29 protein-coding genes are annotated in these 25,523 nt (G+C 69.7%); 20 read left to right on the top strand and 9 right to left on the bottom strand.

Annotated elements, in window-relative coordinates; translation table 11 throughout:
• Positions 1-9: 9 nt before the first annotated feature.
• A complete protein-coding gene (ftsY, locus tag AB3M90_RS04965) occupies positions 10-882 on the top strand; it encodes a signal recognition particle-docking protein FtsY (RefSeq protein ID WP_412950324.1) in 873 nt (290 codons plus the stop codon).
• 55 nt (positions 883-937) lie between these two features.
• Complete coding sequence (locus AB3M90_RS04970) at positions 938-1,438, top strand: DUF2004 domain-containing protein (RefSeq protein WP_412950326.1); 501 nt, start codon at positions 938-940, stop codon at positions 1,436-1,438.
• A gap of 24 nt (positions 1,439-1,462) precedes the next feature.
• Here AB3M90_RS04970 and lipA read toward each other — a convergent pair whose 3' ends face one another.
• Together lipA and lipB are read right to left on the bottom strand one after the other, a co-directional pair.
• A complete protein-coding gene (gene lipA, locus AB3M90_RS04975; protein WP_412950327.1) occupies positions 1,463-2,452 on the bottom strand; it encodes a lipoyl synthase in 990 nt (329 codons plus the stop codon).
• Positions 2,449-3,102 (bottom strand): lipoyl(octanoyl) transferase LipB, encoded by a 654-nt coding sequence (gene lipB, locus AB3M90_RS04980; protein ID WP_412950328.1) that lies wholly within the window; start codon positions 3,100-3,102, stop codon positions 2,449-2,451. The genes lipA and lipB overlap by 4 nt, the downstream gene beginning before the upstream one ends.
• Positions 3,103-3,199: 97 nt before the next feature.
• Here lipB and AB3M90_RS04985 point away from each other — a divergent pair, with 97 nt between their 5' ends.
• Together AB3M90_RS04985 and ffh are read left to right on the top strand one after the other, a co-directional pair.
• Complete coding sequence (locus AB3M90_RS04985; RefSeq protein WP_412950329.1) at positions 3,200-3,811, top strand: TetR/AcrR family transcriptional regulator; 612 nt, start codon at positions 3,200-3,202, stop codon at positions 3,809-3,811.
• A gap of 12 nt (positions 3,812-3,823) precedes the next feature.
• Positions 3,824-5,380, top strand: a complete 1,557-nt coding sequence (ffh, locus tag AB3M90_RS04990; protein ID WP_412950331.1) for a signal recognition particle protein — start codon at positions 3,824-3,826, stop codon at positions 5,378-5,380.
• A gap of 130 nt (positions 5,381-5,510) precedes the next feature.
• Here the strand turns inward: ffh and glpK are convergent, their stop codons facing one another.
• The 3 genes from glpK to AB3M90_RS05005 all read right to left on the bottom strand — a co-directional run bounded on the left by glpK (position 5,511) and on the right by AB3M90_RS05005 (position 9,618).
• Positions 5,511-7,025, bottom strand: coding sequence for a glycerol kinase GlpK (glpK, locus tag AB3M90_RS04995; protein ID WP_412950334.1), 1,515 nt, complete (start codon positions 7,023-7,025; stop codon positions 5,511-5,513).
• Positions 7,026-7,064: 39 nt separating this feature from the next.
• The gene (locus AB3M90_RS05000; RefSeq protein ID WP_412950336.1) at positions 7,065-7,820 is read right to left on the bottom strand and encodes an MIP/aquaporin family protein; all 756 of its coding nucleotides are present in this window, start codon (positions 7,818-7,820) and stop codon (positions 7,065-7,067) included.
• A gap of 91 nt (positions 7,821-7,911) precedes the next feature.
• The gene (locus tag AB3M90_RS05005; RefSeq protein WP_412950337.1) at positions 7,912-9,618 is read right to left on the bottom strand and encodes a glycerol-3-phosphate dehydrogenase/oxidase; all 1,707 of its coding nucleotides are present in this window, start codon (positions 9,616-9,618) and stop codon (positions 7,912-7,914) included.
• 107 nt (positions 9,619-9,725) lie between these two features.
• Between AB3M90_RS05005 and AB3M90_RS05010 the strand changes: the two genes are divergently transcribed.
• On the top strand, positions 9,726-10,697 hold the full coding sequence (locus AB3M90_RS05010; RefSeq protein ID WP_412950338.1) for a sugar-binding transcriptional regulator: 972 nt from the start codon (positions 9,726-9,728) through the stop codon (positions 10,695-10,697).
• Positions 10,698-10,700: 3 nt separating this feature from the next.
• On the opposite strand, the gene AB3M90_RS05015 is transcribed toward AB3M90_RS05010, so the two are convergent.
• Positions 10,701-11,852: a glutamate--cysteine ligase gene (locus AB3M90_RS05015; RefSeq protein WP_412950340.1), complete on the bottom strand. Its 1,152-nt coding sequence runs from the start codon at positions 11,850-11,852 to the stop codon at positions 10,701-10,703.
• Between the two features lie 205 nt (positions 11,853-12,057).
• Here AB3M90_RS05015 and rpsP point away from each other — a divergent pair, with 205 nt between their 5' ends.
• From rpsP to trmD, 4 genes are read left to right on the top strand one after another with little or no spacing between them, the layout of a single operon-like run.
• A complete protein-coding gene (gene rpsP, locus AB3M90_RS05020) occupies positions 12,058-12,489 on the top strand; it encodes a 30S ribosomal protein S16 (RefSeq protein ID WP_412950341.1) in 432 nt (143 codons plus the stop codon).
• Between the two features lie 6 nt (positions 12,490-12,495).
• Positions 12,496-12,726, top strand: coding sequence for an RNA-binding protein (locus AB3M90_RS05025; RefSeq protein WP_412950343.1), 231 nt, complete (start codon positions 12,496-12,498; stop codon positions 12,724-12,726).
• A 1-nt stretch (position 12,727) separates the two neighbouring features.
• Positions 12,728-13,342 (top strand): ribosome maturation factor RimM, encoded by a 615-nt coding sequence (gene rimM, locus AB3M90_RS05030; RefSeq protein WP_412950344.1) that lies wholly within the window; start codon positions 12,728-12,730, stop codon positions 13,340-13,342.
• Positions 13,343-13,359: 17 nt separating this feature from the next.
• Positions 13,360-14,076: a tRNA (guanosine(37)-N1)-methyltransferase TrmD gene (gene trmD, locus AB3M90_RS05035; protein WP_412950345.1), complete on the top strand. Its 717-nt coding sequence runs from the start codon at positions 13,360-13,362 to the stop codon at positions 14,074-14,076.
• 14 nt (positions 14,077-14,090) lie between these two features.
• Here the strand turns inward: trmD and AB3M90_RS05040 are convergent, their stop codons facing one another.
• The gene (locus tag AB3M90_RS05040; RefSeq protein WP_412950346.1) at positions 14,091-14,684 is read right to left on the bottom strand and encodes a histidine phosphatase family protein; all 594 of its coding nucleotides are present in this window, start codon (positions 14,682-14,684) and stop codon (positions 14,091-14,093) included.
• Positions 14,685-14,753: 69 nt separating this feature from the next.
• Here AB3M90_RS05040 and AB3M90_RS05045 point away from each other — a divergent pair, with 69 nt between their 5' ends.
• On the top strand, positions 14,754-15,488 hold the full coding sequence (locus tag AB3M90_RS05045; RefSeq protein WP_412950347.1) for a class I SAM-dependent methyltransferase: 735 nt from the start codon (positions 14,754-14,756) through the stop codon (positions 15,486-15,488).
• Positions 15,485-15,931 carry a pyrimidine dimer DNA glycosylase/endonuclease V gene (locus tag AB3M90_RS05050; RefSeq protein WP_412950348.1) on the top strand — a complete coding sequence of 149 codons (447 nt, stop codon included), beginning with the start codon at positions 15,485-15,487 and terminating at the stop codon, positions 15,929-15,931. Before AB3M90_RS05045 ends, AB3M90_RS05050 begins: the two co-directional genes overlap by 4 nt.
• Before the next feature lie 8 nt (positions 15,932-15,939).
• Here the strand turns inward: AB3M90_RS05050 and map are convergent, their stop codons facing one another.
• Complete coding sequence (gene map / locus AB3M90_RS05055; protein WP_412950350.1) at positions 15,940-16,722, bottom strand: type I methionyl aminopeptidase; 783 nt, start codon at positions 16,720-16,722, stop codon at positions 15,940-15,942.
• Positions 16,723-16,831: 109 nt separating this feature from the next.
• Here map and AB3M90_RS05060 point away from each other — a divergent pair, with 109 nt between their 5' ends.
• From AB3M90_RS05060 to AB3M90_RS05100, 9 genes are all read left to right on the top strand, one after another.
• A complete protein-coding gene (locus AB3M90_RS05060; RefSeq protein WP_412950351.1) occupies positions 16,832-17,320 on the top strand; it encodes an MFS transporter permease in 489 nt (162 codons plus the stop codon).
• Positions 17,321-17,490: 170 nt separating this feature from the next.
• On the top strand, positions 17,491-17,838 hold the full coding sequence (gene rplS, locus AB3M90_RS05065) for a 50S ribosomal protein L19 (protein ID WP_412950352.1): 348 nt from the start codon (positions 17,491-17,493) through the stop codon (positions 17,836-17,838).
• 118 nt (positions 17,839-17,956) lie between these two features.
• Complete coding sequence (gene lepB, locus AB3M90_RS05070) at positions 17,957-18,682, top strand: signal peptidase I (protein WP_412950353.1); 726 nt, start codon at positions 17,957-17,959, stop codon at positions 18,680-18,682.
• Positions 18,679-19,338 carry a ribonuclease HII gene (gene rnhB, locus AB3M90_RS05075; protein ID WP_412950355.1) on the top strand — a complete coding sequence of 220 codons (660 nt, stop codon included), beginning with the start codon at positions 18,679-18,681 and terminating at the stop codon, positions 19,336-19,338. The genes lepB and rnhB overlap by 4 nt, the downstream gene beginning before the upstream one ends.
• 94 nt (positions 19,339-19,432) lie before the next feature.
• Positions 19,433-19,759, top strand: a complete 327-nt coding sequence (locus AB3M90_RS05080; RefSeq protein ID WP_017204525.1) for a DUF2469 family protein — start codon at positions 19,433-19,435, stop codon at positions 19,757-19,759.
• 123 nt (positions 19,760-19,882) lie between these two features.
• On the top strand, positions 19,883-20,245 hold the full coding sequence (locus AB3M90_RS05085; RefSeq protein WP_412950356.1) for a YraN family protein: 363 nt from the start codon (positions 19,883-19,885) through the stop codon (positions 20,243-20,245).
• The gene (locus AB3M90_RS05090) at positions 20,242-21,771 is read left to right on the top strand and encodes a YifB family Mg chelatase-like AAA ATPase (protein ID WP_412950357.1); all 1,530 of its coding nucleotides are present in this window, start codon (positions 20,242-20,244) and stop codon (positions 21,769-21,771) included. Before AB3M90_RS05085 ends, AB3M90_RS05090 begins: the two co-directional genes overlap by 4 nt.
• A complete protein-coding gene (dprA, locus tag AB3M90_RS05095) occupies positions 21,771-22,976 on the top strand; it encodes a DNA-processing protein DprA (protein WP_412950358.1) in 1,206 nt (401 codons plus the stop codon). Before AB3M90_RS05090 ends, dprA begins: the two co-directional genes overlap by 1 nt.
• A 55-nt stretch (positions 22,977-23,031) precedes the next feature.
• Positions 23,032-23,760, top strand: a complete 729-nt coding sequence (locus tag AB3M90_RS05100; protein WP_412950359.1) for an alpha/beta fold hydrolase — start codon at positions 23,032-23,034, stop codon at positions 23,758-23,760.
• Here AB3M90_RS05100 and AB3M90_RS05105 read toward each other — a convergent pair.
• Entirely contained in the window at positions 23,741-25,462 is a 1,722-nt protein-coding gene (locus tag AB3M90_RS05105) for an alpha-keto acid decarboxylase family protein (protein WP_412950361.1), read from the bottom strand. The genes AB3M90_RS05100 and AB3M90_RS05105 overlap by 20 nt on opposite strands.
• Between the last annotated feature and the right edge of the window lie 61 nt (positions 25,463-25,523).

Genomic DNA, 25,523 nt, shown 5'->3' on the forward strand with positions numbered 1-25,523 from the left:
GCTGGAGTCATGGCGGAGAAGTCCTGGTCTCTCGGTCGCGCGCTGCGCGGCATGTTCGTCAAGCCCACGATCGACGAGACGACGTGGGAGGACCTCGAGACCGCGCTCATCACCGCCGACTTCGGCCCCGACATCAGCGAACGAGTCGTCGACGAGCTGCGTGCGAAGGTCGATCGCTATCGCACGACCGATCCGAGAGACCTGCAGCGGATGCTGCGCGAGACGCTCGAGGAGCACTTCGCCAAGTTCGACACGACGCTGAAGCTCACCGAGCGTCCGGCCGTCGTGCTCGTCGTCGGCGTCAACGGCGTGGGGAAGACCACCACGATCGGGAAGTTCACGAAGTTCCTCCGCGGCTACCAGCGCAGTGTCGTCGTCGGCGCGGCCGACACGTTCCGCGCCGCGGCGGTGGACCAGCTCGCGACCTGGGCGCAGCGCGGGGGAGCGGCGATCGTGCGTCCTCAGCAGGAGGGCCAGGATCCGGCATCCGTGGCGTTCCAGACGATCGAGTTCGCCAAGCGTGAGGCCATCGAGATCGCGATCATCGACACCGCCGGTCGCCTGCACACCAAGGGCGGACTCATGGACGAGCTCACCAAGATCCGACGAGTCATCGAGAAGCAGGCTCCCATCAGCGAGGTCCTCCTCGTCCTCGACGCGACTACCGGACAGAACGGCGTGATGCAGGCGGAGGCATTCCTGCAGCACGCCGGGGTCACGGGTCTCGTCCTCACGAAGCTCGACGGATCGGCCAAGGGAGGCTTCGTGCTCGCCGTCCAGGAGCGCACCGGCATCCCCGTGAAACTGCTCGGGCAGGGCGAGGGGATCGACGATCTGACCGGGTTCACCCCCCACGTCTTCGTGCAGTCGCTGGTCGGCTGACGACACGGCCCCGACAGGACTACCGCACCGAGCACGAGGCTGGTTTCATAGCGTTATGGCGATCGAACACGACTACTTCGGACTGCTGTCGTCCGGCCCGGACGGCTCGATCTTCTGGTCGGAGACGGTCGAGCTCGGTGACCAGAGCGTGACCGTCGACCTGACGGCACCCGACCAGGACGACGTGTCCGCCGACGCGCTCGACATCGCGGCGGCCCTGATCGCGGGTCTCGAGAACGTCGATGCCACGGCGCGTCGGGGCATGCTCGCCGAGGTCGACGACCGCACCAGCGAAGTCACCGAGTACATCCTGCAGCAGCAGGAAGTCTTCGGCGACGACCTGCCCGATGTCCTCATCGACGTCTCGGGCGATGCCGCCGTCGACATCATCCGTTCGCTCCGCCTCGTGAGCATGACGATCCTCGCCGACGAGCACGGGGGATCCGAGCCGTTCGCCGTGCTCGAATACGCGCTCGACGACAGTTCGACCGACGACGTCCTGCTCGTCAACCTCGGCTCCGACGGCAGCGTGCAGTCGGTGATGAGCGCCGACTGACGCGCGCGGTCCGACCGGAACGACTCACACGGCCTGTGCGAAGCCCAGGTCGGCCCCCTCGGCGATGTGCGCCAGATGCGCCGGTATCTCCCGTCCTTTCGACGCCATCGACTGCGCCCACAGGCGGCCGGCCCGATACGACGACCGCACGAGAGGGCCGGCGAGCACGCCCAGGAATCCGATGCGCTCTGCCTCCTCCTTGAAAGCCACGAACTCGTCGGGCTTGACCCAGCGGGCGACGGGGAGGTGCCGGGGAGACGGTCGCAGGTACTGCGTGATGGTGATGATGTCGCATCCGGCGTCGTGCAGGTCGCGCAGGGCCTGGACGACCTCCTCCGGCTCCTCACCCATTCCCAGGATCAGGTTCGACTTCGTGATCAGCCCGGCCTGTCGAGCCTGGGTCAGGACGCCGAGCGAGCGCTCGTAGCGGAATGCCGGCCGAATGCGCTTGAAGATGCGCGGCACCGTCTCGACGTTGTGCGCGAACACCTCGGGTCGCGCGTCGAACACGACGCCGAGCTGCGCCGGGTCCCCGTTGAAGTCGGTCGCGAGGAGCTCGACACCGGTGTTCGGATTGTGCGCATGGATCTGCCGGACCGTCTCGGCGTTGAGCCATGCCCCGCCGTCGGGCAGGTCGTCGCGGGCGACGCAGGTCACGGTGGCGTACCGGAGGTTCATCCGCACCACGCTCTCGGCCACGCGGCGCGGCTCGTCGGTGTCGTAGTCGGCGGGCTTTCCGGTGTCGATCTGGCAGAAGTCGCAGCGCCGGGTGCACTGCGAACCGCCGATGAGGAATGTCGCCTCGCGATCCTCCCAGCACTCGTAGATGTTCGGGCACCCGGCCTCCTGGCACACCGTGTGCAGATCCTCGCTCTTCACGAGCGAGTGCAGCGCCGTGTACTCCGGGCCCATCTTCGCCTTCGTCCTGATCCACTCGGGCTTGCGCTCGATCGGGGTCTCGGCATTGCGCACCTCGAGACGCAGGAGCTTTCGACCTTCCGGTGCGGCGGTCATGCGTATGCTCCTTCGAGCTCGATGCGTGCGTGGTCGGCGCGGAACGCGGCGATGACGGCATCCACCAGATCGGTCGGCCCGACGGTGGCTCCGACGACCTCGCTCACCGTGGTCACCCCGGCATCGGTGATGCCGCAGGGGATGATGCCGCGGAAGCCGGCGAGGGTGTTGTCGCAGTTGACGGCGAAACCGTGCATCGTCACCCCCTGCTGGACGCGTACGCCGATCGCCGCGACCTTGTCCTCGGAGAGAGGCCGACGGACCCAGACGCCGCTGCGCCCGTCGACCTGGTGGCCGTCGACGCCGAACGGACGGAGGACTTCGATCAGCAGGCGTTCGAGGCGCCGCACGTGCGCGACGACGTCCATCGGTTCGAGCAGCCGGACGATGGGATAGCCGACCAGCTGGCCCGGTCCGTGCCAGGTGATCTTCCCTCCGCGGTCCACGTCGATCACCGGCGTTCCGTCCTGCGGCCGCTCGTGCGCCTCCGTTCGCTTGCCTGCGGTGTAGACCGCCTCGTGCTCCAGCAGGATGAGGGTGTCGGGGCGGGTGCCGCTCACCACGTCGGCGTGGATGCGACGTTGCAGCTCCCATCCCTCGAGATAGGGCACGGCATTCGGGCCGAACCCGGGCGTGAGGATGTCGAGCATGCCCGCTTCCGCCTTCCCTGGTTGATGGATTGCGTCCAACAATACTCCTCCCGGCGACCGCGCGCGTCGCCGAACGGCGGCGCGGTAGCGTGTGGGCATGACTTCCACCGGTCGTGCGGGTCGCCCGAAGGCGTCGTCGCGGGAGACGCTCGCCGAAGCGGCGTGCGAACTCTTCCTGGAACGCGGATACGACGGCACATCGGTCGCCGACATCACGCAGCGTGCGGGCGTCAGCCGCTCCAGCTTCTTCAACTACTTCACCTCGAAGAGCGACGTGCTGTGGTCGGGCGTCGACGAGCGCATCGATCACGCGATCGCCTCCCTCGATCGACTCGGCCGCGGCGCCGACGGCGACACGGTCCGAGCCATCCTCCTGACGGTCGTGCGCGACTTCGAGCCCGACCCGTTGGCGCTCGCATTGCGCAACGCCGCGCCGATGGGTCTGCAGCACGAGCTGGTCAAGGACACGGGGCTGCGCCTGGCGCGGCTCGCAGCGGCGGTGTCGGGGGCCGCGAGGGCCTCGGGCATCGACGTGGTCCGCGCCGACATCGCGGGGGCGGCCCATGCCGCGGCCGTGATGTCGGCCCTGCGCGTCTGGGCGGAGCACGGCGCCGGCCGCGGCACTCCGGATGCCGTGCTGCGCGAGGCCCTCTCGACCATCCACGACCTGCCCTGGGATGCGCCCGGCGACGCCGCGGTGCTCGCGTAGAATCGAACCACCATGGCTACGTTTGGCACGCTCTCCGATCGGCTCACCGACACCTTCCGCAATCTGCGCACGAAGGGAAAGCTCAGTGCGGCCGACGTCGACGGCACCGTCCGCGAGATCCGCCGTGCCCTCCTCGATGCCGACGTCGCCCTCGCCGTCGTCAAGGACTTCACGGCGAAGGTGCGCGAGCGCGCGCTCGGCGACGAGGTCAACAAGGCGCTGAACCCCGCACAGCAGGTCGTGCAGATCGTCAATGAGGAGCTCGTCCAGATCCTCGGCGGAGAGCAGCGCCGCCTGCAGTTCGCGAAGACCGCTCCGACGGTCATCATGCTCGCCGGGCTCCAGGGATCGGGAAAGACCACGTTCGCCGGGAAGCTCGCCAAGCAGCTCGAGGGCGAGGGGCACACCCCGCTCCTCGTCGCCGCCGACCTGCAGCGTCCGAACGCCGTCAATCAGCTGCAGGTCGTCGCCGAGCAGGCGGGCGCCGCAGTGTACGCTCCTGAACCCGGCAACGGCGTCGGCGATCCCGTGCGGGTGTCGCGCGACGGTGTCGAGCACGCGCGCCGACAGCAGCACGACGTCGTCATCATCGACACCGCCGGCCGACTCGGCGTCGACGCCGAACTCATGAAGCAGGCCGCCGACATCCGCAAGGCGGTCGACCCCGACGAGGTCCTCTTCGTCATCGACGCGATGATCGGTCAGGATGCCGTGAACACCGCGAAGGCCTTCCAGGAGGGCGTCGACTTCACCGGCGTCGTGCTCTCGAAGCTCGACGGCGATGCGCGCGGTGGAGCCGCTCTCTCCGTGGCATCCGTCACCGGCCGCCCCATCATCTTCGCCTCGACCGGCGAGCGTCTCGAAGACCTCGAACCCTTCCACCCCGACCGTATGGCGAGCCGCATCCTCGACCTCGGCGACATCCTCACCCTCATCGAACAGGCGCAGCAGGCCTTCGACGAGGAGGAAGCCGCCAAGATGGCGGCGAAGATCGCGAACGAGGCGTTCACCCTCGAGGACTTCCTCGACCAGCTTCAGCAGATGAAGAAGATGGGCTCGATGAAGAAGATGCTCGGCATGCTGCCCGGCATGGGACAGATGAAGCAGCAGCTCGACGACTTCGACGAACGCGAGATCGACCGCACCGAGGCGATCATCCGCTCGATGACGCCGGGGGAGCGCCGCAACCCCAAGGTGCTGAACGGATCGCGCCGGCTGCGCATCGCGCGTGGATCGGGCATGACGGTGACCGACGTCAATCAGCTGGTGCAGCGATTCGAGCAGGCCGCCAAGATGATGAAGACCGTCGCCCGCGGCGGCACGCCGAACATCCCCGGCATGGGACCCGTGCCCGGTATGGGGCGCCCCGGGGCCTCGTCGAAGCGCGGGAAGAAGGGCAAGTCCTCCGGCGGCTCGCGGTCGGGCAACCCGGCGAAGCGGGCGGCCGAGAACGCCGGGTTGGCCGCCGCATCGACGCCGACCGGTTCCGGATTCGGTCTCGGTGGGGGAGCGAAGGCACCGAGCGAGGCCGATCTCGCCGAGATCCAGAAGCTGTTCGGGAAGAACTGACGGGATTCAAAGCCTCTCGACATCGAGTCCGACCGGGGCCTGCGGCTCCGGCGATCGACGGTTTCCGACATCGGCGAGAACGAGAAGCGGACCGGAGGAGTTCCCCGGGCCCGCTTCCTGATGGATGCGACTACCGAACGTCGTCGTCGACCCAGTCCATCGACTTCGTGACGGCCTTGCGCCACAGGCGCAGCTGACGGTCGCGCTCGCCCTCGTCCATCGAGGGCTCCCAGCGCTTGTCCTCCTGCCAGTTGGCGGACAGGTCGTCGAGGCCGCTCCAGAAGCCGACCGCGAGTCCGGCGGCGTACGCCGCACCCAGGGCGGTGGTCTCCGCGACGACCGGGCGCACGACGGGAACGCCGAGCACGTCGGCCTGGAACTGCATGAGGGCGTCGTTCGCGACCATGCCGCCGTCGACCTTCAACTCCGAAAGGTCGACGCCGGCATCGGCGTTGACCGCGTCGAGCACGTCGCGCGTCTGGAAAGCGACGGCCTCGAGTGCCGCGCGAGCGATGTGGTTCTTGTTCGCGTAGCGGGTGAGACCGACGATCGCCCCCCGGGCGTCCGGGCGCCAGTACGGCGCGAAGAGACCCGAGAACGCCGGGACGATGTACACGCCGCCGTTGTCGTCGACCTTGTCGGCCAGCTCCTCGACCTCGGGGGCCGAGGAGATGATGCCGAGCTGGTCGCGCAGCCACTGGATCAGCGACCCGGTGACCGCGATCGAGCCCTCGAGCGCGTAATGCGTCGGACCGTCGCCCAGCTTGTAGCCGACGGTGGTGAGCAGTCCGTTCTTCGAGCGCACGATCTCCTCGCCCGTGTTGAAGATCAGGAAGCAGCCCGTGCCGTAGGTGTTCTTGCTCTCGCCGGTGTCGAACGCGGCCTGACCGAAGGTCGCGGCCTGCTGGTCGCCCAGGATGCCGGCGATCGGCGTCTCGCGCAGCAGCGACGAGCTCTCGGCCGCACCGTAGACCTCGGAGGAGGAGCGGATCTCGGGCATCATGGACCGCGGCACGCCGAAGACCTCGAGGATGTCGTCGCGCCACTCGAGCGTCTCGAGGTCCATGAACATCGTCCGGGAGGCGTTGGTGACGTCGGTCGCGTGGACGCCGCCGTCGGTGCCCCCGGTGAGGTTCCACAGCACCCAGCTGTCGGTGGTCCCGAAGGCCAGGTCGCCCGCTTCGGCCTTCTCGCGCGCCCCGTCGACGTTCTCGAGGATCCAGGTGATCTTGGTTCCCGAGAAGTAGGTCGCCAGCGGCAGACCCACGATGTCCTTGAAGCGGTCGCCGCCGCCGTCGGCGGCGAGGCGGTCCACGATCTCCTGGGTGCGCGTGTCCTGCCAGACGATCGCGTTGTAGACCGGCTTGCCCGTCGTCCGATCCCACACCACGGCGGTCTCGCGCTGGTTGGTGATGCCCACGGCGGCGATGTCGTGGCGCGTGAGGTCGGCGCGGCTGAGTGCCAGTCCGATGACCTCCTGCACGTTGCGCCAGATCTCCATGGCGTCGTGCTCGACCCAACCGGCCTTCGGGAGGATCTGCTCGTGCTCCTTCTGGCCGGATGCGACGATGCTTCCCTTCTTGTCGAAGATGATGGCACGGCTCGAGGTGGTTCCCTGATCGATGGCGATGATGTAGTCAGCCACTTGCTTCTCCTTTGAATAGGTGTGCGGATGGGGCGGGCGTCAGCCGGCGAGGCCGAGCAGCGCGGGAGCGGCCAGGGCGGCGATCACGCCACCGATGAGCGGACCCGCGACGGGGACCCACGAGTACGACCAGTCGCTCGACCCCTTGCCCTTGATCGGCAGGATGGCGTGAGCGATGCGCGGACCGAGGTCGCGAGCCGGGTTGATCGCGTACCCGGTCGGACCGCCGAGCGAGGCGCCGATCGCCACGACCAGGAGCGCGACGGGCAGCGCCGTGAGCGGTCCGAGCCCGCCGGGCGTGCCGACCTCGATGTCGCCGTAGTCGGCGAATGCGAAGATGACGAACACGAGCACGAAGGTGCCGATGATCTCGGTGATGAGATTCCAGCCGTAGGAACGGATCGCGGGGCCGGTCGAGAAGACGCCCAGCTTGTTGGCCGGCTCCGGCTCCTCATCGAAGTGCTGCTTGTACGCGAGCCACACCAGGATGGCGCCGAGGATGGCTCCGACGAGCTCCGCGCCGGTCGCGGTGAGGAACATCACGAACGAGATCTTCCCTGCGACGAGAAGCCCGATGCCGACGGCCGGGTTGAGGATCGCCCCGGAGTACGCGGAGACGAGCACACCGGCGAAGACCGCCAGGCCCCATCCCCAGTTGACCATGAGGAAGCCGCCGCCGAAGCCCTTGTTCTTCGCGAGGGCGACGTTGGCGACGACACCACAACCCAGGAGGATCAGCATCGCGGTGCCGACGAACTCCGACAGGAAGTAGAGACCGAGATTCACTTCGTCCATGTCTTCATTGACCTTTCTTCTGCGTCCGGGCCCCTCAGCCCGGACACCTTATGGGAGCCGCGCCGCCCGGAGGGCGGCGGTCGGAGTCTCGTCAGCCGCGGGCGCGGGACGAGATGTGGAGTCCATGTCGTTCGTTGAGCAGGATGCGGCTCTGTTCGATCTCAGCATCCTGCCGCTCGCGGTCCCAGCCGAGCAAGGGTGCCAGCGCGTCGGCGATCTCATCGAGCACGGCGGCGTCGGCGTCGCCGACGAAGGCGATACTGGTGCGGCGGAGGACCACGTCTTCCAGGCGCGCGACCATCTCGTTCTCCACCATCCACTCGAGCTCGCGGGTGGAGAGGTCGCCACCGGCGAGCGGGGTGTCGTCGCCCTGCTCGATGTGCGCCCACACCTGTGCGGCCCTGGTCCCGTAGCGCGCGAGGAGCAGGTCGCCGCGAGTCCCGGCGCCGGCGAGGTGGTCCTGCATCCAGATGCGCTTGGCCTTCTCGGTCCGGGGGAAGTCGCGTCCGCCGCCGATGGCGCGTCCGGCCGTCGAGACGGTGCGCGTGCGGTCGATGAGTCCGAGCACGACGTCGGACAGCGATTCGCCGAGGGCGCGGAAGGTGGTCCATTTGCCTCCCACGAGGCTCACCAGGGGTACGGCGCCCTTCTCGTCGACCTCGATGCGGTAGTCGCGCGAGACGAATCCGGGGGCCGTGTCCTCGTGGCGGGGGAGCGGGCGGATGCCGGAGAACCTGTAGACGATCTGCTCGCGCGTCACGGGGATGCTCGGGAACACGTGGTGGATCAGGTCGAAGAAGTAGTCGACCTCCTCCTCGGTGCACACCACGGTCTCGGTCGGTTCGGCGTCGATGTCGGTGGTGCCGACGAGGACTCGGCCCTTGAGCGGGTAGATGAGGACGATGCGGCCGTCGGAGTGCTCGAAGAAGATCTCGCGTCCTCGGGTGGCCTCGAGGAGCTCGGGATGGTCGAGCACGATGTGCGAGCCCTTCGTGCCGCCCATGTACCTGCTGTCGACGCCGAGCGCGTCGTTGGTCAGGTCGGTCCACGGGCCCGACGCGTTGACGACGACGTCGGCCCGTATCCGGAACTCCGTGCCGCTCTCGCGGTCGCGCACGACGACGGCGTCGCCGTCGAGGCCGATCGCCTCGACGTAGTTCAACGCGTGCGCACCGGGGTGCGCCGCGCGTCCGTCCTGCAGCACATCGAGCGCGAGGCGCTCGGGGTCGTGCATCGACGCGTCGTAGTAGGTGGCGGTGTACTTGACGTCGGGATCGAGGGAGGGCAGCTCGGCGAGAGACTTCTTGCGTCCGAGGAAGCGGTGACGCGGAACGGTGCCGCCGTCGCGTGAGAACGTGTCGTAGATCGTGAGCCCGACCTTGATGAGGAAGGCGCCCCGCTCCTGCGGCTTGCCGCTCCTGTGGGTGAGGAACCGCAGCGGAGCGGAGAGGATGCCCGAGAACGTCGAGTAGATCGGGATCGTGGTCTGGAGCGGCTTGACGTAGTGGGGCGCGATCCGCAGCAGTCCGTTGCGCTCCTCGACGGACTCGCGGACGAGCCGGAACTCGCCGTTCTCGAGATAGCGGATGCCGCCGTGGATCATGTGACTGGAGGCCGCCGAGGCGCCCGAGGCGAAGTCGCCGCGCTCGACCAGCACGACGTCGACGCCCTGGAGGGCCAGGTCGCGGAACGTCGAGATGCCGTTGATGCCGCCGCCGATGACGAGGACGTTCGTGCGTCCCGCTTCGCGGATCGCGCGGACCTCGGTCCGCTCGGGCGATGAGTGCGTCGATTCCATGATTCCTCGAACTCTCTTTCCTTGCTCGCCCCCAGCATCGACCTGGGCGACCATCACGCGCAACCCCCCTGCACATATGTGCAAGGATCGACGGCGAGGAGGAATCCATGACTGCTTCCGGAGCGCAATCCCGCGACGCCAAGCTGATCGCCGCGCTCACCGCGGCGCAGCTCTACTACATGCAGGACAAGACCATGGAGGTCATCGCGAAGGAGCTGCGCACCTCGCGCTCCTCCGTCTCGCGGCTGCTCAGCTTCGCACGCGAGAGCGGGCTCGTCGACATCCGCATCAACTCACCACTGGAGCGGCTCGGGATGCTGGAGCAGCGCATCCGCGATCGGCATCGGGTGGCCGCTCACGTCGTACCGATGCCGGAGATCGTGAGCGAGGTGGAGCGGCTCGAGCGCGTCGCGCTGACGGCGGGGCGACTGCTGTCGCAGTTCGTCGATTCCAACATGGTGATCGGAGTCGCCTGGGGATCGACCATCAGCGCGGTCAGTCGTGCGCTCACGCAGAAGGAGACCCACAACACGACCTTCGTCCAGCTCAACGGAGCCGGCAACACGCAGACCAGCGGTGTGGAGTACTCCAGCGACATCCTGCAGCGCTTCGGCGGCGCGTTCGGCGCCCAGGTGCAGCACTTCCCCGTGCCCGCCTTCTTCGACGACCCGGCGACGCGCGAGGCGATGTGGCGCGAGCGCAGCACCCGGCGCGTGCTCGACCTCCAGGCGAAGATGGACATCGCCGTCTTCAGCCTCGGGTCGCCGGCTGCCGAAGTGCCCAGCCGGGTGTATGTCGGAGGTTATCTGGGGCGCGACGACTATCGCAGTCTGCGCGAGGACCACGCGATCGGCGACGTGGCCACCGTCTTCTTCCGCGCCGACGGGACCTGGCGCGACATCCGCGTCAACGCCCGGGCGACGGGGCCGGGACTCGATCGCCTGCGTCGCGTTCCCCGGCGGATGTGCGTGGTCTCCGGCATCCCGAAGCTGGTCAGCCTGCGTGCCGCGATCGCAGCGGACATCGTGACGGACGTCGTGCTCGACGAGGGGCTCGCGCGTCGTCTCGTGGAGGAGTGAGGCTCAGGACTCGTCGATCGACGACTCCGGCCCGGAGCGGAACTCCCGGATGAGATGCTGCACCACGGCCCCGAGGTCGCCTGCGGTGGCGTTCGCGATCGTGAGCTGACGCTCGTAGCTCGCGCCGGCGTCGAGGATCGTCGTGATGCCGCCGAACTCACGGACGCATCCGAGCTCGACGGCCACGGGGGCGAGCTCCTCGAGGGTCTCGGCGAGATGCTCCCGCACGGGGCGCTGGGTCCCCTCGGCATCGACGATCACGCGGGCGTCGAGACCGTAGCGGGCGGCGCGCCATTTGTTCTCCCGATGGAACCACGCGGGCATCTCCGCGAGGGTGCGGCCCTCGTCGAGCTGCCGCGAAAGGCTCTCGACAAGCACCTGCACCAGGGCTGCGAGCGAGGCGAGCTCGGGCAGCGTCGACATGCCGTCGCAGGCGCGGATCTCGATCGTGCCCCAGCGCGGCGCCGGCCGAATGTCCCACCGCACCTCGGTGGCATCGGCCATGACGCCCGTGCGCACCATGTCGTCGAGGTACGACTCGTACTCGGACCAGTCGCGCAGCGGCCAGGGGAGCCCCGCCGTCGGGAGCTGCTGGAAGACGAGGGCCCTGTTCGACGCGTACCCGGTCCGCTCGCCCGCCCAGAACGGGCTGGATGCCGACAGCGCCTGCAGATGGGGGAGGTAGGCGGCGAGGGCGTTGATGATGGGGAACACCTTGCGCTGGTCCTCCACGCCGATGTGCACGTGGATGCCCCAGATCATCATGTTGCGGCCCCACCACTGGGTGCGCTCGATGAGCGTGTGGTACCGGGTCTTGTCGGTCACCTGCTGGTCGTACCACTGCGCGAACGGGTGGCTCCCCGCCGACAGCAGCTCGATGCCCGCGGGGTCGGTCGCCGAGCGCACGGCCGAGATCGCGTTCGCGATGTCGTCGACGGCGTGCGCGACCGAGTCGCCGACGCCGCTGGTCACCTCGATGGTGTTGGTCAGCAGCTCGCCGGTCACCGTATGACGCTCATCGGCGCTCGCGGCTTCCAGGGCGGCGAGCAACTCCGGTGCGCGCCCGACGAGATCGCCGCTCACCGGGTCGGCGAGCATGATCTCCCACTCGATGCCGACAGTGGATCGGGCCGATGAGGCGAACTCGAGCTTCACGAGCACAGTCTGACACGCACGCGTCACGACACGGCGAGCCGCGCGTTCCGCGTTTCGCGCCCGCGCCCGGCATCTGGCAGAATAGAGGGTCGGACGACCTGCTCGACCCTCTATCCAGCAGTCGTCCTCCCTTTGAGCTTCCGCCGGGTGTGCACCCCACGCTCCAGGCGATCAGTTCCTCCCTTCCACACAATTCAGGAGAATCGTGGCTGTAAAGATCCGTCTCAAGCGCCTGGGCAAGATCCGCGCTCCGTACTACCGCATCGTCGTCGCCGACTCCAAGACCAAGCGCGACGGTCGCGTCATCGAGGAGATCGGCAAGTACCACCCGACCGAGGAGCCCTCCTTCATCGAGGTCGACTCCGAGCGTGCGCAGTACTGGCTCTCCGTCGGCGCGCAGCCGACCGAGCAGGTCACCGCGATCCTCAAGATCACCGGCGACTGGGGCACCTTCAAGGGCGACAAGGACGCGAAGTCGACCCTCAAGGTCGCCGAGCCCAAGAGCGCCTTCGAGGCCGACGCCTCGAAGAAGTCGGTCGTGAAGCCGAAGGTCGAGAAGAAGGCCGAGGCTCCCGCCGAGGAGACCCCTGCCGCCGACGCGGACGCCGCCGAGGCTCCCGCCGCCGACGCCGAGTAATCCGTCGTGCTCGCCGCCGCGCTCGAACACATCGTCAAGGGAATCGTCGATCACCCGGACGACGTCCGCATCCACGAGTCCTCGTCGCCGCGAGGCGACCTCCTCGAGGTGCGCGTGCACCCCGACGACCGTGGACGCGTGATCGGGCGCGGCGGCCGCACGGCCAAGGCCCTTCGCACCCTGGTCAGCGCTCTGGCCGACGGACGTCGGGTCCGTGTCGACGTCGCGGACGACTGACGTGGTGCCGAAAGACCGCAACAAGGGCAAGAACCAACTCCGCGTCGGCCGCCTGGTCAAGGCCCACGGCCTCAAGGGCGCGTTGAAGCTGGAGCTGTACACCGACAATCCCGAGGGGCGCTTCGTCCCGGGGGCCGTCTTCACGCTGCAGGTGCCCGAGGCGTCACCCTGGCACGGCAAGGACGTCACGGTTCGCGAGTACCGGGTCATGAACGGCAACCCGGTCGTCTTCTTCCACGACGTCGCCGACCGCGATGCGGCCGAGAGCCTCGTCAAGGCGATCCTCTGGATCGATCACGACGACGACGAGGTCGAGGACAACGCGTGGTTCGACCACCAGCTGGTCGGCCTCGACGTCGTGCGCGACGACGAGGTGATCGGCCGCGTCGCCCGTGTCGACCACTTTCCGGCGCAGGATCTGCTGATCGTCACTCCGTCCACCGAATCCGGCGGAGGCGGCGAGGTGATGGTGCCGTTCGTCGAGGCCATCGTGCCGACGGTCGACGTCGCAGCGGGTCGTGTGATCGTGACCCCGCCCGCCGGGCTCTTCGAGGAGCTGACCGACGGGACGGATGCCACCGACGACGCAGCATCCGGCGCCGACGCGTCCGAGTGACGGCGGAGACGGTTCGCGTGCGCATCGACGTCGTCTCGATCTTCCCCTCGTACTTCGACGGCCTCGCGCTCTCGCTGCTCGGACGGGCGCGCGCCGCGGGTCTGCTCGACCTGCACGTGCACGACCTGCGCGACTGGACCTCCGACCGCCATCGCACGGTCGACGACACCCCGTACGGCGGCGGGGCCGGCATGGTGATGAAGCCCGAGCCGTGGGGACTCGCCCTCGATGAGCTGGCCGGCACGACGCCGGCGGCGGCCGGCCGGCCGACGATCGTCTTCCCGTCTCCTGCGGGCGAGGTCTTCACCCAGGCGACGGCGAGGGAGCTGTCGGCGCGCGAGCACCTGATCTTCGGCTGCGGGCGCTACGAGGGCATCGACGAGCGGGTCTTCGAGGACGCGGCCGGCCTCGGCGAGGTGCGGCTGATCAGCCTGGGCGACTACGTGCTCAACGGCGGCGAGGTCGCCACCATGGCGATGATCGAGGCGATCGGCCGACTCGTGCCGGGCGTGGTGGGCAACCCCGACAGCCTGGTGGAGGAGTCGCACGAGGACGGCCTGCTCGAGTACCCGTCGTACACCAAGCCGGCGCTCTGGCGCGATCGCGCGGTGCCCGACGTGCTCCTCAGCGGGAATCACGGGGCGATCGCGGGGTGGCGCAGGGAACAGCAGCTCGAGCGCACCCGGCTCCGTCGGCCCGACCTGCTGCCGACCGACGACGCCGACGAAGGCTGAGCGGCCGAGGCGGCTCAGAGCATCCGCTCCACGCCCCGTTCGATCTCGAACACCACCCCGTGCGGATGCCGCAGCGCCAGGGCGCTGGTCGCGTCGAGGCCGCGCAGCTCGGCGCGCAGCATCCGCCCGATCATCTCGTGACTCACCAGCAGCGGCGTCCCGGCGGACGCCCATCCGCAGCTGCTGAGGGCGCGGCGCGCTCGCCCGCGGGCCTCCGCGTAGCTCTCGCCGCCGGGGAACGCCCATCCGTAGCGATTGGCGGCACGCTCCTCGCGATGGCCGGGATGCGCCTCGTCGATCTCGGCCCAGGTCATCCCGGCCAGTCGGCCGTGGTCGAGCTCGGCGAGCTCGGCGACCTCTATCAGGTCGGCCCCGAGCGCTGCGGCGACGATGCGCGCCGTCTGCAGCGCTCGGCCCAGCGGGCTCGAGCACACCGTCGTCACGCCGGAGCCGATGAGGCGTGCCGCCATCGCGTGGGCCTGGGCCACCCCCTCCGCGGTGAGAGGAGAGTCGAGCTGCCCCTGCAGCCGGTGTTCGAGATTCCATGTCGACTGCCCGTGACGCGCCAGGAACAGCCGTTCCGGTACGTGACGGTCCTGCGGAATCATGGACTCAGGATGGCACAGGTGCGCGCACGCCGTCTCCGACGCCGCGAGGCGCCCTGATACCGTCGACAGATGACCGCTGACGCACTCGCACGGTCGTTCGAGAGCATCGGCGACGACTACGACCGCTACCGCCCCGGCTTCCCCGACGAAGCCGCGCAGATCATCGTCCCGGTGCGCGTCGCCACCGCCCTGGACCTGGGTGCCGGGACGGGCAAGTTCACCATCCTGCTCGTCGACCGCGCGGATCGGGTCATCGCCGTCGAGCCGTCGCGTCCGATGCTCGACGTCCTCCGAGCGCGGTCGCCGCGCGCGGAGGCGCTCATCGGGTCGGCGGAGAGGATCCCCGTTCCCGACGGCGCGGTCGACGTCGTGACCGTCGCGCAGGCGTTCCACTGGTTCGATCGGGAAGCGGCCAGCGCCGAGATCGCGCGGATCCTCGTGCCCGGCGGAGTGCTCGGCCTCCTGTGGAACCGCTCCGATCCCTCCTGCGCGTGGGACCGGGCGAGTCATCGCATCGCGCACCCCGCGGTCGGCGACTCCGACGGCACGACCGACAGCGCGACCGAGCTGCCCGGCTTCGTCCCGGTCTCGCGCGAACAGGTGCGATGGACCGAGACGCTCACCCGAGAGCACTACCTGCGCCGATGGACGACGATCAGCAGCTTCCTCGTGGCAGAGGCGTCCGAGCGCGCCCGGATGACCGCGGAGATCGAGGCCGTCCTCGACGCCGATCCGGACACGCGGGGCCGCGCCGAGCTCGTGCTGCCGCAGGTGACCGACGTCTTCGTCTACCGACGCGCATGAGGATCTGGTCGCTGCATCCCGAGTACCTCGATCGTCAGGGGCTGATCGCCTGCTGGCGCGAGACGCTGCTCGCTCAGGCCGTGCTCGCAGGGCGGACCCGCGGATATCTGGGGCATCCCCAGCTCGAACGATTCCGTGCGGTCCCCGAGCCGCTGTCGTCGGTGGCGGCGTATCTCTCGTCGCTCGCCGACGAGGCCGACACGCGGGGGTATCGCTTCGACCGGTCGCGCATCGAGCGGCCCGTGACGGAGGATCCGGTGCTGATCCCCGTCACGACCGGCCAGCTGATGCGGGAGTGGGAGCACCTGCGCGCCAAGCTGACCTCGCGCAGCCCGGAGGTGGCGGCGCGCTGGAAGGCGGTCGACGTTCCGCGGCCGCATCCGATCTTCACCGAGGTCCCGGGCGCGGTCGCCTCGTGGGAGCACGCCCTGCCATCGGCCTGAGTACTTCGTCAGTCGACGCCCAGGAACGAGCGGTCGGTGAGGATGATCGGTCCCGTCTCGGTGATGGCGATCGTGTGCTCCGAATGGGCGCCGCGCGAGCCGTCAGCGCTGCGCAGGGTCCAGCCGTCGGGGTCGGTGACGAGCTCGTCGGTGGTCGCGAGGAACCAGGGCTCCAGCGCGAGCACGAGTCCCGACCGCAATGGGAAGCCGCGTCCGGCGCGGCCGTCGTTGGCGACGTGGGGGTCGCCGTGCATGGTGCGGCCGACGCCGTGACCGCCGAAGTCGGTGTTGATGGAGTACCCCTCGCCGTGCGCGACGGCCGCGACCGCGGCGGAGATGTCGCCGATGCGGTTCCCCACCACCGACGCGGCGATGGCGGCGTCGAGCGCGGTCTCGGTCGTCGCGATGAGACGGAGGTCCTCCTCCCGCGGCGTGCCCACCACGAACGAGACCGCGGAATCGGCCACCCAGCCGTCGACCGCGACGGCGAAGTCGAGGGTGACGAGGTCGCCGTCGCGCAAGGCGTAGTCATGGGGGAGCCCATGCAGCACGGCATCGTTCACGGAGGTGCAGATGACCTTGCCGAACGGGCTCGCACCGAACGAGGGGTGGTAGTCGATGTAGCACGACTCCGCGCCGGCCCTGCGGATCATGTCGTGCGCACGGCGATCGATCGAGAGCAGGTTCGTCCCCACCTTCGTCTCGTCGCGCAGCGTCGCCAGGGTCTCGGCCACGAAGCGTCCGGCGGCGCGCATCTCGTCGATCTCGGCAGGGGTGCGCAGTTCGATCATCGGGTGTCCTCTCGTCCCTCCCATTCTCCCTGACGTCGCGACCGGGGGAGTCCGCGCGCTCACAGCGAACACCCGTGCGGCCCGGGGGTCGGCGACGTAGCATCGGAGCATGTGGCTGCGACAGGCGTTCTTCCGCTGGCTGTTCCCGGCGGCTTTCCTGCTGCCGCTGTGGCTCTTCGTCGGGTGGGCGATCTTCCAGGGCGGCTGGTCGATCATCTGGGTGCTGTTCATCGCCATCCCGTCGGTCTTCGTCGGCCAGCTGGCGCTCACGCTCCTCACCCGGTCCCGTCCGTCGGTGCGCATCGAGCGGGCGCTGTCGTGGTGGGACGTCGCCGGATTCGGCCTCTGGCACGGGCTCACGATCGCCGTCGGATGCTTCATCGACGGCGCGTTCGGGTGGCTCCTCACGGCCGCGATCCTGGTGGGCATCGGCCTGTTCTGGCTGCAGCTGTGGCAGCTCTGGAACGAGGCGAAGGGCAGCGGCGCCCGCCTGCGCGAGACCATCTCCTGGTCGACGATCCGGCCCGTCGACGAGCAGTCGCCTCCGACGCGGGCGCACGAGGTCATCGTGGTCCGCGAGAGAGACGACCGCATCTGACGCAGCGGTTTTGGCGGGGCTCGGCATCCATGGCAGAATGGTTCCTTGTGCCGTGACCGGCCCTGCCACAGGGGAGCCCGCGGATGCATCAGCACCGTACGGCACACTCCCGTTCTCATCCCTTCCGAAATCATGCATCCGACCTGTGGCGAGTGCAGAGAGAGACGATCATGCAGATCCTCGACGCAGTCGACGCGGCTTCGCTCCGCTCCGACATCCCCGTCTTCCACCCCGGTGACACCGTGAAGGTGCACGTGAACATCACCGAGGGCAACCGTTCCCGAATCCAGGTCTTCCAGGGCGTCGTCATCGGCCGCCAGGGCGACGGCGTGCGCGAGACCTTCACCGTCCGCAAGATCAGCTTCCAGGTGGGCGTCGAGCGCACCTTCCCGGTGCACTCCCCGGTGATCGACCACATCGAGGTCGTCACGCGCGGTGACGTGCGCCGCGCGAAGCTCTACTACCTCCGCCAGCTCCGTGGCAAGAAGGCGAAGATCAAGGAGAAGCGCGACCGCTGAGCCGCCTCCAGGTCTGAGAGCACCCCGGGACACGATGTCCCGGGGTGCTCTGTTCTCCCCGGGGTGTGCGAACCTTGATACGGCCGCTTCGAGGCGGTGACGATTGCGAAGGAACCTGATGACCGAGTCCCCGTCCGCGCCTGCGACCCGCCGCCGTCGAGGATTCCTGATCTTCCTTCGCGACGTGCTGGTGATCGTCCTCATCGCCGCGCTGGTGTCGTTCGTCGTCAAGACGTTCGTGGTGCGCTCGTTCTACATCCCCTCCGCCTCGATGGAGCGCACGCTCCTCATCAACGACCGCATCCTCGTCGACGAGCTCACCCCGCGGTGGACCGGCTACGAGCGCGGCGACGTCGTGGTGTTCAAGGATCCCGGCGGCTGGCTCGACCCGCAGCCGCAGACGCCCGCGCAGCCGCCGATCGTCCAGGCCGTCGACTGGGTGCTCACCTTCGTCGGGATCTCGGCGACCGACTCGCAGGACCACCTCGTCAAGCGGGTCATCGGCACCCCGGGGGACCACGTCGTGTGCTGCAACGCGCTCGGCCAGATCACGGTCAACGGGGCGGCGATCGACGAACTCGCCTACCTCGACCTGCCGGCGGGCGACACCGCCGCATCGAACGAGCCGTTCGATGTCGTGGTGCCCGAGGGCTCGGTGTGGCTGCTCGGCGACAACCGCGACCGCTCGCGCGACTCCCGCGCGCATCAGGAGCTGCCGAGCGGTGGTTTCGTCCCGCTGGACAACATCGTGGGCAAGGCGTTCCTGACCACATGGCCGCTCGATCGGCTGGGGACCATCGACGGTCACCACGCGATCTTCAACGGAGTGCCGGACCCCGAATGACCGTCGCCGCACCGAGACTCACCCTGGAGCGCCGTCTTCTGGGGGAGTGCGAGCTGATCATCTCGCTGGACGAGGTGGGCCGCGGGGCACTCGCGGGTCCGGTGGCCGTCGGCGCGGCGGTGATGGATGCCGCGGGTGCGCGCCGGCGCGTGCCGGAGGGGCTGAGGGACTCCAAGCTCGTCACCGAGAAGCGCCGTCCTGACGTCGCCGCGCGGGCCGCGGCCTGGGTCCAGGCGTCGGCTGTCGGATGGGCGAGCGCGGCCGAGATCGACGAGGTCGGCATCATGCGCGCCCTCGGGCTCGCCGCGTCGCGGGCCGTCCAGGCCGTCGTGGCCCAGGGGGCCGCCGTCGAGAACGCGCTCGTGCTCCTCGACGGCAATCACGACTACGTGTCGAAGGTGCATCCCGTTCCGCTGCGCGTGCGCCCGGTGATCAAGGCCGATCGCGACTGCGCCTCCGTCTCGGCGGCCTCGGTCATCGCGAAGGTCGCCCGCGACGGGCTGATGGCCGAACTGCACGACAGCCACCGGGACTACCAGTGGGATCGCAACAAGGGCTACGCCAGCCCTGAGCACCGCGAGGCGATCCGCGCCCTCGGCCTGTCGCCGTTCCACCGGGCGTCCTGGTCGATCACTGACGCGCCGACCCTGTTCTGACGTCGGCGCGCGGTCCAGTCGTCGGCGTGCTTCGGGACGTCCGCTCTCGACGGATGCCGCGTGCGGCGGGATGCGACCCTAGGATGGACACATCATGGATGAGGAAGCCTTCGACGACTACGATCGTGAGCTCGAGCTCGCCCTGTTCCGGGAGTACCGCGACGTCGTCTCGCAGTTCCAGTACGTGGTCGAGACCGAGCGCCGGTTCTACCTCGCGAACGAGGTCAACGTCGTCCGTCGCGACACCGAGCACGACTTCTACTTCGAGATCTCCATGAGCGACGTCTGGGTGTGGGACATCTATCGCGCCGATCGGTTCGTGAAGGCCGTGCGCGTGCTGACGTTCAAGGACGTCAACGTCGAGGAGCTGCAGCGGCGGGAGTTCGAGCTTCCCCAGGAGCTCTCCCTCGACGGCGAGTGACATCGACGAGCGGAGACATCCTGCGCTCTCCACAGGTGGCATGATCCACGTGTTCTCCCGGTTCTCCGTCTCCGGAACCGATTCCACGATCGCATCGTCCTCCTCTCGAACCATGCTGTGGGGATGGCAGCGAAGGATGAGCTCGGGAGAGCAGGCGAGCAACGGGCAGCGGACCATCTGATCCGGCAGGGATACACCCTCCTGGACCGCAACTGGCGGTGCGGGCAGGGCGAGATCGACATCGTGGCCGCCCGCGGGGCGCACCTGGCGGTGATCGAGGTCAAGACGCGTCGATCGGCGGCCTTCGGCCATCCGTTCGAGGCGATCGACGACCGCAAGCGTCGCCGACTGTGGTCCCTGGCGTTCGCATGGATGGCGGCGCACCCCGACCTCGCGGACGGTCGTGCGCTCCGCCTCGAGGCGATCGGGATCACCGGCGCGGATCCGGCGGTGGGCGTGCTCGAGCACCTCGTGGATCTCGCGTGAGCACGGCGCGCACCTGGGCGGTCGCCCTCACCGGCGTCGACGGACACCTGGTCGAGGTCGAGGCCGACCTGTCGAACCAGACCCCCGAGTTCAAGATCATCGGACTGCCGGACAAGTCGCTCGGTGAGGCCGTGCAGCGAGTGCACAACGCCTGCAAGAACGCCGGACTCGACCTGCCCCGTCGACGGCTCACGGTGAATCTGTCGCCGGCGAGCCTGCCCAAGCACGGAGCCGGATTCGACCTCGGGATCGCGGTCGCCGCCCTGGCGGCGGGAGGCTCGATCACGCGGCGGGCGATCTCGACCACCATCCACATCGGCGAGCTGGGTCTGGACGGCCGGGTGCGACCCGTCCCCGGTGTTCTCCCGGCCGTGTTCGCCGCCGCGCGCGCGGGGTTCGAGAAGGTCATCGTGCCACGCGCGAACGAGGCGGAGGCGAGGCTCGTTCCCGGCGTCGACGTCCGCGCCGCGGCGACCCTCGCCGAGGTGGCGGCGTGGCACGGCGCCGATGTCGTGGTTCCGGAAGTCGAAGCCGTCGCGGCGGCGGTCGTGAGCGACCGGATCGCACCCGTGCCCGATCTGGCCGATGTCGTCGGCCAGGAAGAGGCGGTGGAGGCGCTCGTGGTCGCGGCGGCCGGGGGCCATCACCTGCTCCTCAGCGGGCCGCCGGGTGCGGGCAAGACCATGCTCGCGCGACGTCTGCCGGGGATCCTGCCGCCTCTCGACGAGAGCGAGGCGCTCGAAGTCGCGTCGATCCGCTCGCTCAGCGGCGAGGCCGTGACGGCGCTCGACCTCCTGCCGCCGCTCGAATCACCCCACCACAGCGCTTCGGTGGCGTCGCTGGTCGGCGGGGGCTCGCGCGCGGCGCGGCCGGGAGCCATCGCCCGGGCGCACCGCGGAGTGCTCTTCCTCGACGAGGCGGCGGAGTTCTCGCGCGTCGCCCTCGACGCTCTGCGGCAGCCGTTGGAGGCCGGTGCGATCGAGGTGAACCGTGCCGGATTCACCGCACGCTTCCCCGCACGGTTCCAGCTGCTGCTCGCGATGAATCCGTGTCCCTGCGGCCATCACGGAGTGAGGGGAGCCGAGTGCGTCTGCCCGCCGATGGCCATCCGGCGCTACGCGACCCGTCTGTCGGGTCCCCTGCGTGATCGCATCGACATCGATCTGACAGTGACGCGCGTGGCCGCGTCGCGAGCGGCCGCCGGCGGGCGCGCCGACGTCACGACGGCGCGGGCCCTCGAGCGCGTCATCGCCGCCCGTGAGCGTGCAGCGGACCGCTGGCGGGGTACGCCGTGGCGGCGCAACGCCGACGTGCCCGGCCCATGGCTGAGACAGGGCGCCTTCCGATTGCCGGCGACGGCCCGCGCTCCGCTCGATCGGGCACTCGAGCGGGGTGCGCTCACGCTACGCGGGTACGACCGCGTGCTGCGGCTCGCCTGGACCATGGCCGACCTCGCGGATCGCGTCACGCCCGGCATCGACGAGATCGGTCGCGCCCTGCAGGTGAAGAGAGGGACGACACCGTGATGACACCGATTCTTCGGGACGCCGAGACGCGTGAGGCCGCTCGCCGGCTCCGCGACCGCACTGACACGGACGATCTGGACGACGCTGTGGCGCGGGCGGCGTGGACGGTGATCGCGGAGCCCGGAGACGTCGTGGCCGGAACGCTGATCGCGGAACTCGGTGCCGCAGACGCGCTGTCGTTCGGACTCGGGGACCCGACCGAGCGACTGCTCAGCCCTCGAGCCGGTGCTCCGCGGGCCTCCGGACGGGCGCTGGCGGAGGCGCGCGAGCGGTGGACGCCGCGCGCGCATCCCGCAGCCGTGCGGGACGCGCTCCGGGGGGCGCACGATGTCGGCGCACGGCTGATCCTACCCGGCGACGGATGCTGGCCCGCGGGGATCGACGACCTCGGAGCCCATGCCCCGGCTGGGCTGTGGGTGCGCGGACGCCCTGAGCTTCTCGTCGCCGGTCCCCGGGTCTCGATCGTCGGTGCCCGCGCCTCCAGCGGGTACGGCGACCACGTCGCCGCCGAGCTCGCCGGCGACCTCGCCTCGACCGGTGCGGTCGTCGTGTCGGGCGGCGCCTACGGCATCGACGGCGCGGCTCATCGGGCGGCCCTCGGCGTCGACGGCGCGACCGTCGCATTCCTCGCCGGAGGCGTCGATCGCGCATACCCCGCCGGGCATCAGGAGCTGCTGCGCCGGATCGCCGAGCACGGTGCGGTGGTCAGCGAGCCGCCGTGCGGCACCGCGCCCACGAAGTGGCGGTTCCTCGCGCGCAATCGTCTGATCGCGGCCGTGGGACAGGCGACGATCGTCGTCGAGGCGGGGTGGCGCAGCGGATCGCTGAACACCGCCGGTCACGCGGCAGCCCTGGGTCGACCGCTCGGCGCCGTCCCCGGACCGGTGACCTCCGCGTCGTCGGCCGGGTGCCATCGCCTGCTCCGCGAGTACGACGCCCTGTGCGTGACCAGCGCCGCCGAGGTGCGCGAACTCTGGGATCCGGATGCCGCGAGGGAGACTCTCTCCGGCACTCCCGAACCGGAGCGCATCCGGCTCCTCGATGCCATGAGCTCGCGGTCGAGCACCGCTGTCGTCGAGCTGGCTCGTCGCTCCGGGCTCTCCGCCGACCGGGTGCGGAGCCTCCTCGGCCTGCTCGCGCTCGACGGCGACGTGATCTCGGACGGAGCGGGCTGGCGCCGCACCTCGGGCGCGCGGCCGACCTGATCCGTCTTCCGGGGTGCGCGCTTCTCCTGTCGACGCTCGCGGCTAGAGTGACGGGATGACACCGCGTGACGCGTCTGCACCGACAATCGTCGCGCTTCACGGGGTTCCGCTCACCCCGGCGGTCTGGGATCCGGTCGCTGCGGCCCTCGGTGGTCTGATCGCCCCCGACCTCCGCGGGGAGCGCGTCGCCGATCCGCTACGGCGGAGCGAGCGACCCGGCCTTCTCCAACGGGCCCTCGCGGACAGGGTGCTGTCGCGACTGGACGGCGGTCCCGTCCACGTCATCGGGCATTCCTTCGGCGGGCAGGTCGCCATCGAACTGGCGCTGCAGTTGGGAGGGCGGCTGGGCAGCCTGACGCTGCTCTGCACCCGTGACACCCCGTTCCCGGGCTTCGCGGCCCTCTCCGACACGGTCCGCGTCGACGGCATGCCCGACCGGCGGTCCACGCTGCGCAGATGGTTCACCGCCGACGAGATCGCCGACGCGTCGCCCGCCGTCGCCTACGCCGCCGACTGCCTGCGCGACGCCGATCCCGACCGCTACGCCACCGCCCTCACGGCGATCGCCGGATACCGGCCCACCGGCGAGACGGCTGCCGTCTCCGCCCCCGTCACCGTCATCGCAGCCGGACTCGACGGCGTGTCGCCTCCCGAGGTGATGCGGGCGATGTCGGAGGGATTCGCGGATGCCCGACTGATCGTCGTGGACGAGTGGGCGCACATGTCGCCGTTCGCTGCGCCGGATCGCCTGGCCGACCTGCTCGTCACGGCCGTGGGTCGCTGACCTCCCGCTGGGGATCGGCGTTCGCGCGGGCGGCGAGCGCTGCGAGAGCGGCGAGGAACGGGGGGATGTCGAGCCGGGGGACGACCGCCTGGATCACCGTGAGACCCGACCCGATCTCGTCGAGCGCGGTGGCGAGCTCGGCCGCCGTCTCGACCCGCACCGCGGTGACGTCTGCCGAGGGTGCCAGCGCCGCGGCGAGGGCCGTCCAATCCCAGCGCGCGATGTCGTTGTACTGCGCCTGCGCACCGTGGATCGCGCGTTCGATCGTGTACCCGTCGTTGTCGACGATCAGCACGGTGGCCGGAACACCGGCTCGGGCGAGCGTGCCGAGCTCGGCGATCGTCAGCTGGGCGGCGCCGTCACCGATGAGCACGATGGGCCGTCGCTCCGGCGCTGCTGTGGCCGCCCCGAGCAGAGCCGGCAGGGTGTACCCGATCGACGCCCACAGCGGCTGCCCGATGAACAGGGCATCATGCGGCAGACGGTGGGTCGCCATGCCGTAGAAGGCCGTTCCCTGATCGGCGAGCACGAGATCGCCGGGGCGCAGCGCGGCCGAGACCGTCTGCCACAGGGAGATCTGCGTCAGAGCGCCGTCGTCGATCCGGGGATCGGCGGTCACGGGATGAGCCGGATCGTCGGTCTCGACGGTCGTCGGGCGCGGGCGCTCGGACACCACCTCGGTCACCGCCTCCAGCGCGTCGTGCATCGCGACGGGGGAGAAGCTCCGCGACCCCACGCGCGCGCTGTTCGGGCGGATCTCGATGGTCGAAGCCGGCAGGTGCTGGGAGTAGAAGCCGCTGGTGAGATCCGTGAACTGCACGCCGACCTGGATCAGGACGTCGGCGCCTTCGATGCCCGCGCGCACCTCCGGAGCACTGATCTCACCGATGTAGCTGCCGAGATATCCCGGCCGGCGCTCGTCGACCACCCTCCGTCCCCACAGGAGCGTCGCATGCGGCAGCCCGCAGGCCAGCAGGGCGTCCAGCGCATCCTGCGCACCCATCCGCTGGACCAGGATGTCGGCGAGCACGGCGACCGACGGCGCACCGGAGAGGAGCTCCGCTGCGGCCGACCGGAACTCCGCGAGCGCCGTGGCCTCGGTGAGAGGAGCGGGGACGACGAACGGAGAGGTCGGCGGGGCGCTCTCGGCCTGGGCCACATCGGCGGGGAGCAGCAGGTAGCCGGGTACGCGTCGGCGCATGACCTCGGTGAGCACGCGATCGATCTCCTCCGCGGCGTTGTCGGCGGTGAGGAAGCCCTGGACGCAGGTGATCTCGTCGCTCATCCGGGCGAAATGGCGGAAGTCGCCGTCCCCGAGCGTGTGATGCGTGGGGCGCGCCGCCCGCTGCGTGGCCGTGGTCGGCGCGCCCACCAGATGGAGGACCGGAACGTGCTCCGCGTAGGAGCCGGCCACCGCGTTGATGGCCGACAGCTCGCCGACGCCGAACGTCGTGCACAGCACCCCGAGGCCGCGGATACGGGCGTAGCCGTCGGCCGCGTACCCTGCGCCCAGCTCGTTGGCGGTGCCGACCCAGGTCACCCGCTCGTGCACCTCGACGTGGTCGAGGAGACCGAGAGTGAAATCGCCGGGAACGCCGAACACGCGGTCGACACCCGCTTCGGCGATGCGGTCGAGCAGGCGGTCGGTCACGGTGTAGGCCACGGGAGCGGTCCCTTCGTCGGTCTCGGCGGTCCTCTGCATGCTAGACCTGCATCGCGACGGCGGGGCGACATCCCTGCCACTCCGATCGGGGGCAAGCTGG

The organism is Microbacterium martis, assembly GCF_047246685.1.
GTDB lineage: Bacteria > Actinomycetota > Actinomycetes > Actinomycetales > Microbacteriaceae > Microbacterium.

What these genes read in the sequence shown, in the direction of transcription:
- ftsY (WP_412950324.1), top strand. Translation starts at nt 10, where the DNA reads ATGGCGGAGAAGTCCTGGTCTCTCGGTCGCGCGCTGCGCGGCATGTTC.
- AB3M90_RS04970 (WP_412950326.1), top strand. Translation starts at nt 938, where the DNA reads ATGGCGATCGAACACGACTACTTCGGACTGCTGTCGTCCGGCCCGGAC.
- lipA (WP_412950327.1), bottom strand. Translation starts at nt 2,452, where the DNA reads ATGACCGCCGCACCGGAAGGTCGAAAGCTCCTGCGTCTCGAGGTGCGC.
- lipB (WP_412950328.1), bottom strand. Translation starts at nt 3,102, where the DNA reads ATGCTCGACATCCTCACGCCCGGGTTCGGCCCGAATGCCGTGCCCTAT.
- AB3M90_RS04985 (WP_412950329.1), top strand. Translation starts at nt 3,200, where the DNA reads ATGACTTCCACCGGTCGTGCGGGTCGCCCGAAGGCGTCGTCGCGGGAG.
- ffh (WP_412950331.1), top strand. Translation starts at nt 3,824, where the DNA reads ATGGCTACGTTTGGCACGCTCTCCGATCGGCTCACCGACACCTTCCGC.
- AB3M90_RS05000 (WP_412950336.1), bottom strand. Translation starts at nt 7,820, where the DNA reads ATGGACGAAGTGAATCTCGGTCTCTACTTCCTGTCGGAGTTCGTCGGC.
- AB3M90_RS05005 (WP_412950337.1), bottom strand. Translation starts at nt 9,618, where the DNA reads ATGGAATCGACGCACTCATCGCCCGAGCGGACCGAGGTCCGCGCGATC.
- AB3M90_RS05010 (WP_412950338.1), top strand. Translation starts at nt 9,726, where the DNA reads ATGACTGCTTCCGGAGCGCAATCCCGCGACGCCAAGCTGATCGCCGCG.
- AB3M90_RS05040 (WP_412950346.1), bottom strand. Translation starts at nt 14,684, where the DNA reads ATGATTCCGCAGGACCGTCACGTACCGGAACGGCTGTTCCTGGCGCGT.
- AB3M90_RS05045 (WP_412950347.1), top strand. Translation starts at nt 14,754, where the DNA reads ATGACCGCTGACGCACTCGCACGGTCGTTCGAGAGCATCGGCGACGAC.
- AB3M90_RS05050 (WP_412950348.1), top strand. Translation starts at nt 15,485, where the DNA reads ATGAGGATCTGGTCGCTGCATCCCGAGTACCTCGATCGTCAGGGGCTG.
- map (WP_412950350.1), bottom strand. Translation starts at nt 16,722, where the DNA reads ATGATCGAACTGCGCACCCCTGCCGAGATCGACGAGATGCGCGCCGCC.
- AB3M90_RS05060 (WP_412950351.1), top strand. Translation starts at nt 16,832, where the DNA reads ATGTGGCTGCGACAGGCGTTCTTCCGCTGGCTGTTCCCGGCGGCTTTC.
- rplS (WP_412950352.1), top strand. Translation starts at nt 17,491, where the DNA reads ATGCAGATCCTCGACGCAGTCGACGCGGCTTCGCTCCGCTCCGACATC.
- lepB (WP_412950353.1), top strand. Translation starts at nt 17,957, where the DNA reads ATGACCGAGTCCCCGTCCGCGCCTGCGACCCGCCGCCGTCGAGGATTC.
- rnhB (WP_412950355.1), top strand. Translation starts at nt 18,679, where the DNA reads ATGACCGTCGCCGCACCGAGACTCACCCTGGAGCGCCGTCTTCTGGGG.
- AB3M90_RS05080 (WP_017204525.1), top strand. Translation starts at nt 19,433, where the DNA reads ATGGATGAGGAAGCCTTCGACGACTACGATCGTGAGCTCGAGCTCGCC.
- AB3M90_RS05085 (WP_412950356.1), top strand. Translation starts at nt 19,883, where the DNA reads ATGGCAGCGAAGGATGAGCTCGGGAGAGCAGGCGAGCAACGGGCAGCG.
- dprA (WP_412950358.1), top strand. Translation starts at nt 21,771, where the DNA reads ATGACACCGATTCTTCGGGACGCCGAGACGCGTGAGGCCGCTCGCCGG.
- AB3M90_RS05100 (WP_412950359.1), top strand. Translation starts at nt 23,032, where the DNA reads ATGACACCGCGTGACGCGTCTGCACCGACAATCGTCGCGCTTCACGGG.
- AB3M90_RS05105 (WP_412950361.1), bottom strand. Translation starts at nt 25,462, where the DNA reads ATGCAGAGGACCGCCGAGACCGACGAAGGGACCGCTCCCGTGGCCTAC.